This window comes from Aporhodopirellula aestuarii (assembly GCF_023701485.1).
Classification (GTDB): domain Bacteria; phylum Planctomycetota; class Planctomycetia; order Pirellulales; family Pirellulaceae; genus Rhodopirellula; species Rhodopirellula aestuarii.
The window spans coordinates 16,385-34,793 of sequence record NZ_JAMQBK010000015.1 but is presented as its reverse complement, the minus strand read 5'-3'; the positions used below and the strand labels follow the sequence as shown (position 1 = coordinate 34,793).

Annotated in this window: 10 protein-coding genes; 8 read left to right on the top strand and 2 right to left on the bottom strand. The window is 55.2% G+C overall.

The window, feature by feature from the left end; all coding sequences use genetic code 11:
* Nucleotides 1-321: 321 nt before the first annotated feature.
* A complete protein-coding gene (locus NB063_RS04800; protein ID WP_250927610.1) occupies nucleotides 322-1,425 on the bottom strand; it encodes a baeRF3 domain-containing protein in 1,104 nt (367 codons plus the stop codon).
* A gap of 400 nt (nucleotides 1,426-1,825) precedes the next feature.
* Nucleotides 1,826-3,079 (bottom strand): SHD1 domain-containing protein, encoded by a 1,254-nt coding sequence (locus NB063_RS04795; protein ID WP_250927609.1) that lies wholly within the window; start codon nucleotides 3,077-3,079, stop codon nucleotides 1,826-1,828.
* Between the two features lie 351 nt (nucleotides 3,080-3,430).
* On the opposite strand from NB063_RS04795, the gene NB063_RS04790 reads away from it, so the two are divergent.
* The 8 genes from NB063_RS04790 to NB063_RS04755 are packed head-to-tail and all read left to right on the top strand — an operon-like array spanning nucleotide 3,431 to nucleotide 18,384.
* Nucleotides 3,431-6,064, top strand: a complete 2,634-nt coding sequence (locus NB063_RS04790; protein ID WP_250927608.1) for a tetratricopeptide repeat protein — start codon at nucleotides 3,431-3,433, stop codon at nucleotides 6,062-6,064.
* Nucleotides 6,061-6,921 (top strand): DUF4159 domain-containing protein, encoded by an 861-nt coding sequence (locus NB063_RS04785; RefSeq protein ID WP_250927607.1) that lies wholly within the window; start codon nucleotides 6,061-6,063, stop codon nucleotides 6,919-6,921. The genes NB063_RS04790 and NB063_RS04785 overlap by 4 nt, the downstream gene beginning before the upstream one ends.
* Nucleotides 6,922-6,970: 49 nt before the next feature.
* The gene (locus tag NB063_RS04780; protein ID WP_250927606.1) at nucleotides 6,971-7,981 is read left to right on the top strand and encodes an AAA family ATPase; all 1,011 of its coding nucleotides are present in this window, start codon (nucleotides 6,971-6,973) and stop codon (nucleotides 7,979-7,981) included.
* A complete protein-coding gene (locus NB063_RS04775; RefSeq protein WP_250927605.1) occupies nucleotides 7,981-8,976 on the top strand; it encodes a DUF58 domain-containing protein in 996 nt (331 codons plus the stop codon). The genes NB063_RS04780 and NB063_RS04775 overlap by 1 nt, the downstream gene beginning before the upstream one ends.
* Complete coding sequence (locus NB063_RS04770; protein ID WP_250927604.1) at nucleotides 8,973-11,069, top strand: BatA domain-containing protein; 2,097 nt, start codon at nucleotides 8,973-8,975, stop codon at nucleotides 11,067-11,069. The genes NB063_RS04775 and NB063_RS04770 overlap by 4 nt, the downstream gene beginning before the upstream one ends.
* Nucleotides 11,070-11,105: 36 nt before the next feature.
* Entirely contained in the window at nucleotides 11,106-14,930 is a 3,825-nt protein-coding gene (locus NB063_RS04765) for a DUF4175 family protein (RefSeq protein WP_250927603.1), read from the top strand.
* Nucleotides 14,931-14,950: 20 nt separating this feature from the next.
* Nucleotides 14,951-17,362, top strand: a complete 2,412-nt coding sequence (locus NB063_RS04760; protein WP_250927602.1) for a glutamine amidotransferase — start codon at nucleotides 14,951-14,953, stop codon at nucleotides 17,360-17,362.
* Nucleotides 17,359-18,384, top strand: coding sequence for a hypothetical protein (locus NB063_RS04755; protein ID WP_250927601.1), 1,026 nt, complete (start codon nucleotides 17,359-17,361; stop codon nucleotides 18,382-18,384). The genes NB063_RS04760 and NB063_RS04755 overlap by 4 nt, the downstream gene beginning before the upstream one ends.
* The last annotated feature ends 25 nt before the right edge of the window (nucleotides 18,385-18,409 follow it).

Sequence of the window (18,409 nt, the reverse complement as noted above, 5' to 3'; positions counted from 1 at the left end):
GACGGCGCTAGCCGCGGGCCTAACGGCTAGAACGTGCCCATTGGAGGCCCGCAGCTAGCGCTGTCGGCTCACTCATTTTTGCGAAACGCCTAAAACAACAGCCCGCGAGCCCTCCGGTGACTCGGGACCAGACGGATTGCGCCGTTCCGCTAAAAAAGGCACTAAAACAATCAACGTCCCGAGCAAACGACCACATTGCTTCGCCTCCGGCGAATAGATTCACAGCCTCTGAGTGAGAATCGACGAGTCTCAACGTGGCGGGAAGTTCTGGCGGCACCATTGGTGGCCACCGCCCATTTACGCAAGCGATGGGCTACGGAATCAGAAGCGAAAGATGGCGGCGATGTCGGTGCCATCGGGTAAGAACCCGGATTCGCATCGAGTTACTTTACCGCCATGACGAAGCGTTTCGAGGACGACTTTGTTGACATCTTCGGCGTTTGCAGAATCGATGAAGGCCACCACGGTTTCAACACGTCCGCTGTGTGCCGCTTCGAGGATTTCTGGGTAATCGCTTGATCCCTGAGATTGGGCGACCGCGGTACCAAAGCGTTGTAAGAAATCTCCCGTGTCGGCCGGCAGTTCCTCATTGGCCGTTTGCATGACTCGTTCTTGGAACTGATGATCGCTCCACTGAGATGGACTACCTTCCACCTTCGCGGCGATCTCCATATCCGTTGTCGATTCGAAATGACCACATGTTTCGGTTGTGGCCACCACGATTAGGGGCATGTCAGTGTTGTAGATCTCTCCGGCGACCTGCTCTCCAACGAGTGAGAGATATTGGTCGCGGTCGGCCTCGATCTTGTCTTCGCCTTCACCATGCCCGTGGAACATGGCTGTGGATGTACCGGGCGTGTTTCCCACGGATCGATGGCTGGTGTTTTGTAGACTTACTTCGGGATCGCGTGGCACTACGAAGTCATGGTACTTCCCTGGCAGTGTTTTTGTTTCAACCGACGTCAGTTCGCCGTCTTCGCATCGAAACAGCTTCGCCTCGTCCCACGACAGTGAGAGCACAAAAAAGGCACCACGAGCGTTGTGATTCGGGACGAGCGGCGTGAGGAATAGGTCGTTGCCGACGCTTACGTGTTCTGGAACGTCTCGATTGAGATGGAAAAGATGGCAGTCGTCAGGCGTCGCAAAAATAGCCAGCCCGTCGGATTGATGCTGCCAGAAGTTTGAGTCATTGAGAAGCGGTTTTAACGGGTCGAGAAACGAAGCATCTTGGTCGTTCGCTTCGAGTTGCTGCGTCGCTTTGGTGATGAGATTCTTGAGGCGAATGGTACCTTGCTGCGTCTCGCGGCCGGAACGGTGTGTCGGCATGACGATCGACACACAGGGTGTGGCCGTAATCTGGGCAAGCTTCTGTAGGTCGCTGGATTTGAGACGATTGACGGAAGCGGCTTTGATCGCTGTAGACATCTTGAATCTCGCTTTACATGAGGGGAGTGCTTCATTTGTGTTATCAAGGGAAGCAAACCGGATGCCGAGCAACACGGCGCAGCGATGTTGAGTACCATCACCTTGCCCCGAATCGCAGGGGATTTCCGCAATTTCGCGTGATTGCGGGACGCCATTGCGAGTGTTTGACGTTGTTGACCGCGATAAGAAAGGTGGCGGACTGCAATTCCTAACGGGCGAGTTCGACGCATAACATCCGTCAAAACAAAATGTCGATCTTGAGCTTCGCCCCACACTCAACGCGGGAGAGGAGACATACGTCACCCCCAACACGTTCACCAATGCTGTTGTAATGGCGAGCAAACTGTCTGATTATCAACCAATCGTCGCGTGATGTTTGTGTGGGTCCGCGAGTAAGTAATCAGAATCCCGCGGGAGGACCGGGAGGGCCTGCATTGGGGCCACCCATGCTCGCGGCGATCATCATGACTTGTTGAACCATACCCATTGCGGCCTGGTCGAACTCCGATTGGGTGTTGGCCGCCAGAAGGCTGTCGAGTGCCGCGGTGACGGGGGTGGAGATGGTATTCATCAGCGCCGCTGTCTGTGCTTGGCTTTCGGGGGTCATGATTTTTTCGAATTCCGCTGCGGACTCTTTTGCTTTCTCGAGCAGATCATTTTCGTTGGCGGCCAGCATGTCTGCGAACTCTGTGGGTAGCCACCGTCCATCGTAGAGTGTCATTTCGATCGTTTCGGTTTCGCCCCCTTGTTTGGGCGTGGTGATGGTTCCTGTGGTCGCGTCGGTTTGTACCACAACGATTTGGCTGAGTAGGCCGTCGACCGTACCGTCGGGAAGCAGTGGTAAGAGTTCCTTGGCGTGCGCACCGAGCCGTGGCAAGTGGTAGTTTACGAGTTCGGTAAAGGTCGTATCCGGAATGGCTTCGAGGCCCTTGGAAAGAGACATCCACTCATACATGACACCGATCGCTGGATCGTAGGCCTGTTGCAGTTTCGGCGTGATATCGGGCGGAACGGCTGCGAGTAGCGAAGAGCCAAGGATGAACTCTTTCTTGACCGTCAGTACCTCGAGTAGCTTGGCAATCATCTTCTCCGTCGGCGCGTTGGTTTCGGAATAACCCTCGAGGGCAGGCCGATACAGATCACGAAACTCTTGGGTGTCGAGTTGTGATCGCAGTTTGTCAGGAAGGCAGTACCAGACTGCTTCGAGGTGACCGGCCATGAGTTGCGTTTGCAGGTAGTCGACTTGTTGTTGCAAGGTTGGGTTGGTTGGGAACGGTGCCAGTTCGCCAATGTTCGGCGGAGCGGGCGCGACGATGTTGGCAAGGTTGTTTGTGGGTTGGTATGTGGATTCGCTCGGCGAGATTCTCGTTGATGAAGCCGGCTGTTCGGACTTCGACATCATGTACAACTGTTTTGCCCGTGTACGGCTTTCTTCGCTAAGGCGACTGATCGGAACCGAAACGGTCGAGCCGTCTGGTTTGCGTAACACGACGTTCTTGCCGTCGACACCTTCGTACTGGGCATCAATCTTAAATTTGCCCGTGACGTCGCTCCAAATTTCAGCTTGCAAAGGCGAGGTCAAGCAAAGACCTGCCAGGAAGGGCAAGGCGAGCAAGTGAAGGTAGGTGAGACGACCGTTGTGTTGAGGTTTCATGGAGGGGCTCCGTTTTTCAAGATGCGACACGCTGAAATCGGCGTGTTCAAACGCCGAGAAGTTTCAATGTTTCAGGTTGTGTCTGGAATATGGCCCAAGTTGGGTGTCGAGTGGGCGCGTTGCCGCCGAAAAAGCACGGATTTTGTCGTCTTGCATGCAAAGTAACGGCACTGGCGGGCGAGAAAAATTTGTTTGGGGTGGGCGAAGAGGGTACAACCGTGATGTCTGGGCGAGCTGACAAATGGGTTTCCGTTCGCATGACGCTCCCCGTCTTTGGCCTTCCCGCCTTTGCAGACCCGCTAGAATAACTGTCTGCCCTCCCCTTCCGTTCATGCTTGTGGACTCCCGCCTATGTTCGACGTGCGATCGTTCGTTGCTGTTAGTTTGAGTTGGTGCGGAGTGGTCGTTTTCGCTGCGGCGGTGCAGTCGGCGGACCTGCAAACGACCGAGTCACTCTTTCGTTCAGGTAAGTACGAAGAGGCCGAGTCGATCGCCGCCGCGGAAGTCGACGCGGGCATTTGGAATGAACGATGGGCTCGCTTGCTACTTCGCGTTCAACTGACGCAAGGGAAATACGCAGAGGCGCTCACGACGTATGAAAACGCGATCACTCGGTATCCGTCGAGTTTGACTCTTCGTTTGCTGGGAATCGAAACGCTGCGGCACAACGATTTCATCGAGCGGAGTGAAGACGAGATCGCTCGGTTTTTCTCGGTGTTGCAGAGCACCACGCTTCGCTACGTTAGTCGTGATAATTTGGTCGCGGCGGGACGCTACTTCACCGAACGTGGCGAAGACGCTCGGAAGATATTGGAGATGTTTTACGATCGGATTCGCGATTCCGATCCGGATTATCTCGAAGCGTACATCGCGACGGCCGAGCTCGCGATTGAGAAAGGCGACTATCAGGTCGCCGCGGAAACGGTCACCGCGGCGGAACGTGTGGACGCAACCGATCCGCGGACCGCATACCTCGCCGCCAAAGCGTATGAGTCTTCTGACGCAAAGAAGGCCAATGAATCGATCGAACGAGCATTGGAGTTAAATCCGAATCACATTCCGAGTTTGATCTTTCAAGCAGAGGCAGCGATCGATCGTGAGCAATACGATCGTGCGATCGAGCGTTTGGACCAGGTCATTGCGATTCATCCCAAGCATCCTGAGGCATGGGCGTTGCGTGCTGTGCTTGCTCATCTCGACGGGGACGCTGAAAAAGAAAAGGAGTATCGCGAGAAAGCGCTGAGCACGTGGAGCAAAAATTCAAAAGTCGATTATCTGATCGGCAAGAAATTGTCCGAGAAATATCGGTTCGCCGAGGGGGCTGCGTATCAAAGGCGAGCGATCGCGATGAATCCAGACTATCACGTCGCCCGTTTTCAGCTTGCTCAGGACCAATTGCGATTGGGTGATGAAGCGGACGGTTGGAAGTTGGCGCAATCAGTTTCGGACGCTGATCCCTACAACGTCGTCGCACACAACTTGGTCACGCTCTATGATCGAATCAAGACGTTTGAAACGTTGCAGTCGGGCGATATTCATGTTCGCATGCAGCCGCGTGAAGCCGATCTGTATGGCGACGCGGTGTTGAATCTTTTAGGTCGGGCCCGCGAGGTGTTGTGTGCCAAGTATGACGTCGAGCCAGACGCACCGATCTTGGTCGAGATTTTTCCCGATCAAAAAGACTTTGCGATTCGCACGTTCGGACTACCCGGTGGGGCCGGCTATCTCGGCGTGTGTTTTGGTCGCGTGATCACGGCCAACAGTCCGGCAAGCCAAGGCGAGCGACCCGCAAATTGGCAGAGTGTTTTGTGGCATGAATTTTGTCACGTTGTGACACTCGAAAAAACAAAGAACCGGATGCCGCGGTGGCTTAGCGAAGGGATCTCGGTTTACGAAGAGCGCACGCAGAACCCGTCTTGGGGTGAGTCGATGACGCCCCGTTACCGGGAAATGATTTTGGGTACGACGGAAACCCAGTCGGAGTTGACACCGCCGAGTCAACTCAGCGGTGCGTTTCTGGCGCCGCCGTCACCGATGCATTTGCAATTCGCTTACTACGAATCGTCGCTTGTGGTTCAGTTTCTCATTGAGAAACACGGGCTCGAAAAACTGAAGCAGATTCTCGATTCGCTTGGTGCGGGATTGTCGACCGAAGACGCGTTTATCGGGGCGATCGGGCCGATGGAAAAGCTCGATTCGGAGTTCGAACGCTATGCCAAAAAGATTGCGAACGATTTTGCATCCGAGGCGGATTGGTCCCGTGACGAGCTGCCAGAGAAGGGGGGACTCGATGCGTGGCAGGAGTTTGTGGACAAGCATCCTCAGAACTACTGGGGGCTGCGGTCGCTCGCCTCGCGGTTGTTGCAATCCAAGCGTTACGAAGAAGCGATTGAACGTTTAGAGGCCCTTCAAGAGTTATCGGTGTTCACCGGTGAACACGGTGGTCCGATGGAGATGTTGGCCATGGCGTATCGGCAAACGGGTGATGTGGAGAAGGAAAAACAGATCCTTTTGAAAATAATCGGGCAAACGAGCGATGCTTTACCGGCTCTCGAGCGTTTAATCGAGATGGAATTGCGCCAAGAGAATTGGGAGAACGTTGCTTCGCACGCCGAAGATGTGCTCGCGATTCAGCCGTTGTTGCCGCTCGGACACGAGAGTTTGGCGAAAGCGGCGTCAGCAATGGGGGCTCCGCATCGAGAGATCCCGCCGTTGAAGGCACTACTCGCCCTCGATCCGATTGATCCGGCGGGATTGAACTACCGGTTGGCTAAGTCGCTCGATAGCGCGGGGGAAAAGGAGCTAGCCAAACGGCATGTGCTGATGGCACTCGAGGATGCCCCGCGGTTCCGCGACGCTCTCGGGTTGCTGAGAGAGATGGTGCAGGAAGACGGGGCGGGCGATGAACCGGCACCGAGTCAGGAGAGTCGAGAGTCACCTGACACGCCCCTTTCGACCGCGAAGAACGGAGAAGTTGCCGAATGAATTTTCGCTCGATCGCGCGTCCTAGTCTTCGATTTGCCTCAATCTTCCTTGCGGTCTTGGTGGCCGGGGCGGCATTCGCTCAGCGAGGCCGGTGGTGGCGAGGCGGTGGGATCACGACTGATCGCAACGGTGTGCCCAATTGGGAAGTCGATGAGAACTTTCCCGGCGATTTGTTTACGTTTGTTCGGATCAAATATGATTCGTACGGCGGTCGCGGAGGCGGCGGTGGATGGGCGACCGACTACCGCGATAGCGATCTCAATTTTTCGTTGCGGTTGCAGCAATTGACGTCGATGAAAGTCAATCCTGAACCGATCGTCTTGGAACTGACGGACGAGCGGCTGTTTGACTACCCGTTCATCTACATCATCGAACCAGGCAGCCTCGTTTTTAGTCAGGAAGAGGTTGACGCACTTCGTCGCTATTGCCTCAACGGGGGCTTCCTAATGGTCGACGATTTCTGGGGGGATTCGCAGTACGAAAACATGCGCCGTGAACTCGAGCGAGTCTTTCCCGACCGGCAACCATTTGAAGTGCCACTCGAGCATGAGATCTTTCACAACGTTTACGACATGAAAGAGAAACCACAGGTGCCCGCGATCAATGCAGCCCGGCGTGGGATGAGTGGGCAGGTCGGGTCATGGGAATACGCGAACGACGGCAGCGATACCAGCAAGGCTCACTACCGTGCGATCGTTGATGATGAGGGCCGCATCGTGGTGTTCATCTGCCACAACACGGATTTGGGTGATGGGTGGGAACGGGAAGGCGAAAACCAATGGTATTTCGAAGAGTTCTCTGTCAAGAAAGCTTATCCGATGGGAATCAATATCGTTACCTATGCCATGACCCATTGATGACCGTGTAGCAAAACTACTTTCCGAAACCAACAAGGATTTGATCTTCATGAATTCAACCAATGTCAGCATGGAAGAGCAAGCTCGGGTGGTCGAGCAGTTGCGTGAAGGTCGCGATCGGATTTATACGGAACTCTCCAAGACAATCGTCGGGCAACATGACGTCATCGAACAACTCTTGATCAGTTTGTTCGCGGGTGGCCATTGTTTGATTACCGGTGCCCCGGGACTGGCAAAAACTCTGTTGGTGCGGAGTGTCGCCCAAGTCTTTCACCTGAACTTTGGACGGATTCAGTTCACCCCTGACCTGATGCCTGCGGACATTACGGGAACAGAGATTTTGGAGGAAGATGTTGACGGGCATCGCAAAATGACGTTCGTCAAAGGGCCCATTTTTGCAAACGTGATCTTGGCCGACGAAATCAACCGCACGCCTCCCAAGACGCAAGCGGCGTTGCTCGAAGCGATGCAGGAGCATCAGGTGACCGCGGCCGGACGACGCTACGAACTCGAAGAACCGTTTTTTGTTTTGGCAACACAAAACCCGATCGAGATGGAAGGCACTTATCCACTTCCCGAAGCTCAGCTCGATCGGTTTATGTTCAACGTGCTGATTGATTACTTGCCGCCCAAGGATGAACTCGCGGTGGTGATGCAAACAACGTCTCAACGCAACGAGCCGATCGAACCGCTGTTTTCGGGAGAAGACATTCTGCGATTTCATGAGATGGTTCGCCGTGTTCCGATCGCCGAAGAGGTCGGCGCGTATGCGGTGCGGTTGGTGGGTGCGACACGACCGGATCGTGAGGGAACGCCCGACTTTATCAATCAGTGGGTGAGTTGGGGGGCCGGTTTGCGCGCCGCTCAAACGCTCGTGATTGGTGCCAAAGCACGGGCGTTGCTGTCCGGAAATGCTCACGTGCGAATCGAGGACATTCAAACCCTTGCGCATCCCGCTCTGAGACATCGCGTATTATTGAGCTATAAGGCTGAAGCGGAAGGGATGACGATTGAAAAGGTGATCGACCGTTTGATAGAGACAGTCAGGACGGAAGTCTGATGGTGTTGCCGAATCGCACTTCACCTCCGAATGCATCTTCTTCGGATCTCGCCGCGAAAATTGATCCCGCGGCGGTGATGCGGATCAAGAATTTGCAGTTGAGAGCCAAGACGGTCGTCGAAGGTTTTTTTAACGGCTTGCATCGCAGTCCGTTGCATGGCTCCTCGGTCGAGTTTTCAGAGTACCGCCCCTATACGGTCGGCGATGATCTGCGTGGTCTCGATTGGAAGCGTTATGCGCGGAGCGATCGTTACTACATCAAGAAATTCGAAGATGAGACGAGCCGCAACGGATACCTCGTTGTCGACCAAAGTCAATCGATGGGTTTTGGTTCGCTGGAGTATACGAAAATCGATTACGCCCGAACGCTGGCCGCAACGTTTGCCTATTTCTTGACGTTGCAGCGTGACTGTGTCGGTTTGATGACTTTCGATGAAGCGATCGCGGATTACATCCCCGCGCGGCGGCGGGTTGGTCATCTCCGGCAATTGCTCGTTGCGTTATCGCGGCCAGTGTCGGGAGCCGGCACCGATATCAACGTGCCGCTCAAGCAGATCGCGAATCTTGTTTACCGCCGCGGGTTGGTGCTGCTGATTTCGGACCTTTTGTCGCCGATCGAATCGCTGCGAACGAATCTCGCGTACTTGAGGTCGCGGGGGCATGAAGTTGCGTTGCTGAGGACGCTCGATCCGGCAGAATTGGATTTTCACTTGGACGCGCCGAGCATGGTGCAAGATCTCGAAACCGGTCAGGAGTTTTATCTCGATCCGGAAACGGCAAAGAGCGATTATCAAAAGAGGTTTTCCGAGCATCAGTCCCAATTGCAAAACGTTTGCGATTCGCTCGGCGTTGACATGTACACAATTTCGACCAGCGAACCGTTGCAGGATTCGTTGTTCCATTTGCTCGATTCGAAACAACGCCAAACGCGTGGCACCGCACGTTCGGGAATGCTCTCGCGGGCGACCGCGGGACTCGGAGGCGGTGTGTCATGAGTTTGCTGTTCCCGATTTATTTCGCGGGTGCGTTGGCGATCGGGTTGCCTATCCTGTTTCATTTGATCAGGCGACAACCCAAGGGAAACGTTCGCTTCAGTTCGCTAATGTTTCTGCGGCCCACGCCGCCACGGTTAACCCGTCGCAGTCGGCTCGACAATTGGCCGTTGTTGTTGTGTCGAGCGTTGGCATTGCTGTTGTTGGCTGCCGCGTTCACGCGTCCATTTTTTCGATCCGCGGCATCGACCGAACTGACGGCACCTGGAAAACGCCTCGTCATCGCGATCGATACCAGCGCGAGTATGAAGCGAACGGGTGTGTGGGACGATGCGATGAATGCCGTCAACGAACTCGTCGCTGACCTTTCATCCAGCGACGAGGTTGCGATCGTTACGTTCGATCAAACCCCGCAAGTCCAATTCAGTTTCGAGCAGTCTCGGGTACCGTCGGCCGATCGAGTTGCGTTGATTCAGTCGTTGCTTGAGGGGATCGCTCCCACTTGGAAATCGACCGATTTGGGAACGGTGATTCCATTCTGTGCGGAACTTGCTTCGACCTACGAGTCGGAAGAGTCCGAGGGAGTCAGTGAATTGCCTGCGAGCTTGATTCTGGTCAGCGACATGCAAACAGGGGGCGGCATCGAAAAACTTCAATCGTTTGCGTGGCCGGAATCGCTTCGTCTGGAAGTCCGCCAAATTACCGCGAAAGAAACATCCAACGCGTGGGCACTGGTTTTGAGTGCCGCCGCTGATTCGTCCGAGCTCCGTGCACGTGACGTTGCAGCAGCTGGGGCGAACCTGGGCGGCCCTGATTCGGATTCTATTCGGGTACGCGTTTCCAACTCGGAGTCTTCCGACCGGAGTCGCTTTGACGTGGCATGGGTGGGAGCCGACAGCACGCTGATGAATGTCCAGTCTGTTCAAGTCTTGCCGGGCCAGTCGCAAATCATTCGGATGCGACGTCCCGAGAACACTGCAGTGGCTCTTCGGGTTTCGGGGGACGAGGTGGGATTTGACAACGACCGTTATTTCGTTGATGCGGAAGCGAAACAGTACGAGCTGTTGCTGTTCGAGAACGAGCCTAGCCAAATCGACCCCCGCGATAGTTTGGCTTACTACATCAACCGAGTGCCGCTTGGGAATGAACGACGCAACGTGTCGGTAAAACGCGGTGACTTCGATTCGAATACCGAAATCGATGTCAAGAAAACGCTGTTGGTGGTGATCGTTGACCCACTCGAAGATGCCGCAATGCAGCGATTGGAGGCGTATGCTGAATCGGGCGGTACGGTGCTGTGTGTGGTGACTGCGGCGAATCCGGAATGGCAACGCACCACTGCCTCCGCACTCGCATCTCCAACGCTTCGACTCACCGAAGCGGAGGTCGACGACTATGCGATGTTATCGAATATCAATTTTCGTCATCCGTTATTTTCATCGATGGCGGAGCCGCAGTTCAACGATTTCACGAAGGTCCGGTTTTGGTCGTGTCGTACCCTCCAGGACGTGGGCAGCGATGTCGAGGTGTTGGCATCGTTCGACAATGATACCCCCGCGTTTTTACAACGCTGCGTCGGTAAGGGGCGAATCGTGGTGATGGCGGCGGGGTGGCAACCCAACGAAAGCCAATTGGCCTTGTCGACCAAGTTCATCCCACTGATGTTCAATCTCGTCGGGATGAGCGTTTCGGCAAAAGACGAGGTGAGAAGCTATCTGACCGGCGAACAAATTGTAGTCACAGACACGGCTTCCATTGTCACGCCGAGCGGCGAAGTCAGTGTGGTTGGTTCCAATGACGAAGCGGCACTTCTCGATGAGCCAGGGATCTATCAGAAACAGGTTGACGGAGTTGATGATTCCTTCGCCGTCAATCTTGCCGAATCGGAAAGTCACTTAGAGCCGATCGACGTCAGCTTGCTCGAACGGTTCGGAATCAACCTCGCAGATTGGACACCCAAGGAAGTGAAGTTGGCCGAAGAACGCCAGATGCGTGATATTGAACTAGAGAGCAATCAAAAACTATGGCAATGGTTGTTGATTGGTTCCCTGGTTTTTCTCGGTGGTGAAACACTTTTGGTGCGAAGACAAACCTAATCAAGCGGTGCTCCGTTATCGCAAAAGGGATGAAATATGCTCGAGAATGAACTTCGCCAACGACTGCAACAGGTCACCCGTCGTTTTCGACAACGACAATGGTGGTGGGGCGTTGCCGCGATCGCGTTGATTACCGCAGTCGTGGGAATGTCGATGCTGCCGCGCGTTGCGATGGGCAAGGCCGACGCAACCGTGACGGTGTTGGTGCTGTTGGGGACCGCCGTTGTGTTGTCCTTCATCGCATTTGTCATTTCAGCGAGTAGCTATCGCGATCCGACTCCCATCGCTAGAAAAATAGAGAGCAAGTTTCCATCGTTGCAGCAGCGATTGCTTACGGCAATTTCCGTCTCGAATAATCCGGATTTACAAGCCGGTTATTTGCAACAACAGGTGCTGCGTGAAGCGTGCGATCATAGCGATCGTTATGCATGGACTGAGGCAATCTCGAATCGACAGGTTTGGCTCAGTCGGTTGAGCGGGATGGGTGCGTTGGCGCTGATGATGGCCGTACTCGGCGTGATGCTTTTTCCCCCGACACCCGGTTCGTCCGGATTGGCGAGTCTCCCGCAGCAGTCGATTCACGACGTAGCGGTTTCCCCGGGGGACACGGAAGTCGAACGCGGCACCAACCTATTGGTGACTGCAAGATTCGACGGGAAGTTTGCCGATTTTGTTCCGAGCGAAGGAGAGTTGCGAGTCGTCTTTGCTGACACTAGCGAATTACGCTCGCCCATGAAACGCAATCTGCAGGACCCCGTGTTAGGCGGACTCGTCACTTCGATCAAAGAACCGTTCCGATATCAGGTGCTCACCGATGATTGGGTGAGCAAGACGTATTCGGTGGACGTTTTTGAATTTCCCGCGTTGGTGCGTAGTGATGTTTTTTTGCAGTATCCCGCATACACCAAGATGGCCGACAAGACGATTGAGGACACGCGTCGCGTTTCCGCCGTTGAAGGAACAAAGCTGCGGTGGAGGTTTCAGTTAAACAAGCCTGTCGTGTCGGCGAGGTTGGTCACCAAACAAGGCGAAGAGATCGTCCTGAATCTCGACGATGAATCTGCGACGGCGAATTCAGGTGAGCTTGTCTTGAATGCGTCGGTGCGATATTCGCTCGAACTGGAAGACGACAAAGGACGCAAGAACAAGTATCCGCCCGAGATGATCGTCCGCATGCTTCCCAACCAGCCGCCGAAATTGAAGACGACCGCGGCCGGCGACGTGCGTGTCTCACCGCTACAGGAGTTGGCTCTCGCGGCAGAGGTCGAAGATGATTTTGGCGTCGAGCGAATGGGCCTGAGCTACACGTTTGGAGGCAAAACTGACGAAGTCGTGTTGGCTACCGATATCGCTCGCGCGAAGAAGTGGAGCGTTGAGCATATCGTCGAGTTTGAATCGCTCGGTGCTGAGCCGGATCAGTTGTTGTCCTACTATTTTTGGGCGGAGGACGTTGGTCCCGATGGTGAGGTGCGTCGCACTCTGGCGGACATGTATTTTGCGGAAGTGCGTCCGTTTGAAGAAATATTCCGCGAAGGGGATCCGCCGCCCGGAGGAGAGCCGGCACCGCCGAGCGAGAACGAACAACAGGCCGAAAAACTCGCGGAGGGGCAAAAGGAGATCATTGCCGCGACGTGGCGTGTATTGCGTGACGGAATCACCGATGAATTTCAAACCAATGTGGAATTGATTGCCGAGTCACAGCAAGCACAAATCGAATCGCTCGATACGCTCGCTGAAAACCTCCAAGACGAGGAATCGCTGCAGTATGTCGACGCGGCGCGGGGGCAGATGCAATTAGCGGTGAGTCATCTCAATGCTGCCGCGAATGACAGCGATTTGGATGCCCTGGGTGACGCGCTCGTCGCAGAACAACTCAGCTACGAAGGTTTGCTCAAGCTGCGGGCACGCGAGTTTGAAGTCACACGGTCACAGCAGCAACAAAGTCAATCGAGTTCGAGTTCATCACAACAGCGTCAGCAGCAACTCAATGATCTAGAACTCAAACAAGACGAAAACCGTTATGAAACGGAGAAACAGGCTCAGCAAGACAGCGCTCAAGAACAACAAGAACGCGAAACGCGACAGGTGTTGAGTCGGCTCCGAGAACTGGCCAAGCGGCAGGAAGATATCAACAAACAAGTTGCTCAATTGCAATCGGCACTTGAGATGGCGGAAGATGAAGAAACCAAAGAAGAGATCGAGCGGCAACTGAAACGTCTTCGCGATCAGCAGCAAGAAATGCTGCGAGAGATCGATGAGCTCGATGAACGGATGCAAAGTCCCGAGAACCAGTCGTCGATGCAAGAAGAAAGCGAGCAGCTCGCGCAAACGAGAGAGAATGTTCGCCAAGCCTCCGAGGCTCTTCAACAAAATGATGCCTCTAAAGCGTTGTCGGCTGGGAAGCGTGCCGAGCGGGAACTCGAGGAGATGCGAGATGAATTCCGCGAGCGGGCAGCGGGACAGTTCAACGATGCGGTTCGCGACATGCGTAGTGAAGCGTCGGAACTGGACGAGCGCCAACAAGATATCTCTGAACGATTGCAGCAACAGCAAAACGACCCGACACCCGGGCTGCGGGCTGGAGAGGGACAAAAACAGCTCGAGGAAGAGCTTCAATCCCAGCGAGATCGTCTACGTGAGTTGCAAGAGAAAATGCAAGAGACGGTGGAGCAAGCGGAAACGGCCGAACCACTTCTTGCCGAGACGCTTTACGATGCGTTTCGACGATCGCAGCAGCAACAAGTTGATAGCCGATTGGATGAAACATCCGAATTACTCAAGAACGGATTTACCGAGGAGGCTTTAGAAGCCGAAGCGGAGGCGAACGAGGGAATTCGTGAGCTGAAGGAAGGAATTGAGAAAGCTGCCGGTTCGGTGCTGGGGGATGAAACCGAAGCACTGCGTAGAGCCGCCAGCAACCTCGAACAGCTCAGCCGCGATCTCGAGAATGAAATTCGTGATGCCAATGCGAGCGAGAGTGGACAGTCTGGTGGGGACCAGCAATCCCAAGACGGTGAGCCGACTCAGGGGCAACGTCAGCGATCCGAAACGGATCCAAACGACTCCCGTCGCGATGGTGATGGTGAACCGCAAGATGAACCCGGCGAAGGACAACGTGCAGGACAAGGCCAGCCGCGAGAAGGTCAACCGGGAGACGAACAATCGGGCCGCGGCCAGCCGGGTGAACCTCAGCCGGGTCAAGGCGAACCGAGCCAAGGTGAGTCTGGGCAAGGTCAATCGATTCCAGGCGAACCGAGTAAAGGCGAAAACGGCCAGTCACAACCGAGTGGCGATCAAACCGGTCGTGAGCAAACCGGTCGCGGCCAATCGGGCGCGGGGCAACCTGATGGAAGCCCACAACCTGGAAACGAACCGTCAGACACGCCGGGTGAACCTCGCGAAGGAGAGCGGCAAGGAGAGCGGCAAGGCGAGGGGCAGCAGCGGGGAGGAACGAATTCGCAAAACGGTCCGAACAGTTGGAGTCGCAACGCTTCCGATGGGCAAAACAGCCCGACCGCTTCACCGATCACCGGAGACGGGTTCCGCGAATGGAGTGATCAACTGCGAGACGTCGAAGAAATGGTGGATGACCCCGAGATCCGTTCCCGCGCCGCTCGGATTCGAGATCGTGCGCGCGACGTTCGCGCCGATCTGTTGAGGAAGTCGAAAGTGCCGCAATGGGATCTGGTCGAAAAGATGATCGCCGAGCCGCTGCGAGAGTTGCAACGCGACGTCCAAGAAGAATGGATGCGTCGTTCGGCGGAGAAGAACGCGTTGGTGCCCGTTGATCGTGATCCGGTGCCCAATGAATATCGCGATGCGATTCAACGATACTACGAACGTTTGGGGAGCGGGCAGTGATTTCAGTTTTCGTTCTCCCAATGTCCAACGCGTTGCCGATCGGCATGACCGTGATCTGGGGGGCGCCCGAGTGGTTGATTCCTGCGGTGATCGTGGCGACTCTTTTGATCGGGATGACCCTTTGGAATTACGTTCGCAGCCCTTCGGTCGGATGGGTGCGTTGGCTCGCGGCGGGGCTCAAAATCACGGCGATTGTCTTGGCAACGGTTTGTCTTTTGCAGCCGATGCAAAGCAGCGAGCGTGCTCGTCCGAAAGCGAATTTGTTGCCGATCCTGATTGACCGCAGCCAAAGCATGGAGTTGAAGGCGACTCCGACATCGGACTCAAGGCGAGAACGCGTCGAGGATTTGTTCTCAAACCGAAACGCTTGGCTGCGCCGCATGGAGCAAGATTTTGATGTGCGAGGATACACGTTCGCCGATCGGACCGAGAAGGCAACCTTCGCGGCGGCGAATGAATTTCAGTTGGATTCGACAAACGAGAATGCGTCGAATTTGAAATCGAGTTTGGACTCGATCAGCGAACGTTTTTCCGGACGTCCGCTCGCGGGACTCATGCTGTTTACTGACGGAAACCCCACGGATTTGTCGTCTACCGATTTTGATTGGACGAGTGTCGGTGTTCCGATCTACCCGGTCGTGCCCAGCGAAAGGGGCGTCATTGCCGATATCGCCATCCGTGATATCACCGTTCGCCAGACCGATTTTGAGTCCGCCCCGGTTTCGGTTCGAGTGCAGTTCGAGAGTACTGGGGGCGAACGTGAATTAGTCGTCGTGTTGCAGGATCAAGAAGAACCTGAGTCCAAGCACGAGCAAAAGGTCATGTTGAAAAAAGGTGAAAGCAGCGGCGAAGTGACGTTTCAGTTTCGGCCTACCAAGCCGGGACTTCGCTTCTTTACAGCCGCCGTTTTTGCCGCCCGTGATCGCGAAGCGTTTAGCGATGTCGCGAACCTGTCGGGTGTGAAATCACGTTTCGAGGCGACTGCGGTGAACAATCGACGAGTGGTTGCCGTGGATCGTGCGGCGGGACCCTACCGCATTCTGTATGTTGCCGGACGCCCAAATTGGGAGTTCAAGTTTCTACGCCGTGCGATCTCGACCGATGCGGAGATTCAGCTGGTTGGTTTGATGCGGATTGCAAACAAGGAGCCCAAGTTTAGTTTTCGAGATCAAGGTGTTTCGGAAACGAATTCACTGTTTCGCGGTGTCGACGATCGCGAGGCTGAGTTGGCGCAGTACGATGAGCCCGTCATGATCCGTATGGGGGTGAAGGCGTCTGAAGAACTGAGCGACGGGTTTCCTGAATCGGCCGAAGAATTGTTTGCGTATCAGGCGGTTATCTTGGACGATATCGAGCCCGAGTTCTTTTCCGAAGACCAACTGCTTCTGTTGCGGCAGTTCGTCAGCGTGCGGGGAGGCGGTTTGCTGATGCTGGGTGGGCAAGAATCGTTCTCAGGCAAATCGTTTTCCGAGAGTACACTCGGCGAATTGTCTGCGGTTTATGGTCCTCGCTTGAATCAAGAAAGCATGAAGGGCGAGTATCGTTTTTCGATTACTCGTGAAGGCATGCTCGAACCATGGGTGCGGCTTCGTGACAATGAAGCGGATGAGAGCACTCGTCTGAACGAACTTCCCAATTTGACGACGGTCAATACGGTCGGAGATGTGAAACCGGGGGCGTTCGTGCTGGCTGAGGTGCGCCGTGGTGATGGGCTGTCCTTGCCTGCGATCGTCGCTCATCGATTTGGTAAGGGCCGAACCGCCGCGATGCCTCTCGGTGATCTGTGGCGATGGTCAATGCATCGAGCGGCGAAGACGGATGGAGACGCACGAGATGACCCCGCCCAAATGTGGCGACAAATGGCTCATTGGCTCGTCGGCGAGGTGCCCCGTCGCGTCGAGGCAAGAATCGAAAAAAATGCCGATACCGAGGCGGCGATCGATATCGTTGTCACGGTTCGAGATGAAGCATATCTGCCACTGGACAATGCGAATGTTGAATTGACCGTAACGCCGGTCGGCGGTGAATCTTTGGTTCTTCAAGTCACGTCGGACGACCAAGCGGCCGGGGTGTATCGAACGACCTACTGGACCGACCAACCGGGAGCCTACCGGGTATCGGCTTCAGTGGCGGGACCGGATGATGCGCCGATTGGAATCGCGGAAACGGGGTGGACCAGCGAACCCGAAGTTCGTGAATTTCAGCATCTGGCGTTAAATCGTGATCTGCTGCAGAACATTGCTGAGCAAACCGGTGGCAGGGTTGTCGATGACAACGAACTCGATGCGTTTGCTTCCGAGTTGCCCACCAAAAAAGTTCCCGTTACCGAAACGTGGACGCATCCGCTTTGGCACTCCGCGTGGTGGATGACCGCGATGATCGCGTGTTTGTGTTCGGAGTGGGGGCTAAGGCGATGGAAGGGACTGGCATGAGAACACACAGCATGTTGCCAATCGGATGTTGGGTCGTGGCGATACTGGCGTCCACCTGGGCCGTTGCAGACGAACGACGCGATCCTGCCGCGACAGAATTGACGGTGATCGTCGGCGCGGCGGGGACGGACGAATATCAAGAGATGTTCTCAAACTGGGTTAGCCAGTGGAAGCAGGTTGCCGAGAACGCCGATGTGCCCCTCGTCGTGATCGGTGAGTCGGAGGAAAACACCAGCGATTTTGAGATCCTACAAAATCGAATGCAATCGATCCAAGCGACGGAGGATGCTTCGCACTGGGTGATTCTGATCGGCCATGGAACCCACGACAGCCGTGCCACAAACTTCAATCTGCGGGGGCCGGATGTTTCAGCGAAAGAGTTCGCGAAATGGATCCAACGTCGAGAACCTGCTACCGACAATTCGCCCAGTCATGGTTCGATCGTGATCGTCAACTGCGCCTCGTCGAGCGGGCCTTTCGTGAACGCTTTATCGGGACAGGGACGCGTGATCGTGACGGCGACCCAAAGCGGATCGGAGCAGAACTTTGCTCGTTTTGGAAAGTACTTTGCCGATGCCATGCGTTCCACCGAATCGGACTTGGACCATGACGACGAAGTTTCCGTATTGGAAGCGTTTCTGAGCGCCAGCAAGCAAACGCAGCGGTTCTACGAAACCGAGTCACGGATCGCGACCGAGCATGCGCTCATCGATGACAACGGGGATGGGCGTGGAACGCGAGCGGAAACGTTCCGAGGAACACGAGCGATCGCGAAAGCGAAAGACGGTGCCCGCATCGACGGTAATCTCGCAAGACGCATCACGCTGGCGGTGGGGACTGACGTGGATCGTGTGAAGCCGGATCCGTTGACGAAAGAGCAAATCGTCACACGAGATCAACTCGAAATGCAGGTAGAAGCGTTGCGGACGAGGAAGGGCGAAATGTCGGAAGCAGATTACTATGCTCAACTCGAAGGAGTGATGGTTCAGCTCGCCGAAATCTACCACGGTTCGGCGGAGTAGCCATTGATCGGCTACGCTTGAAGGC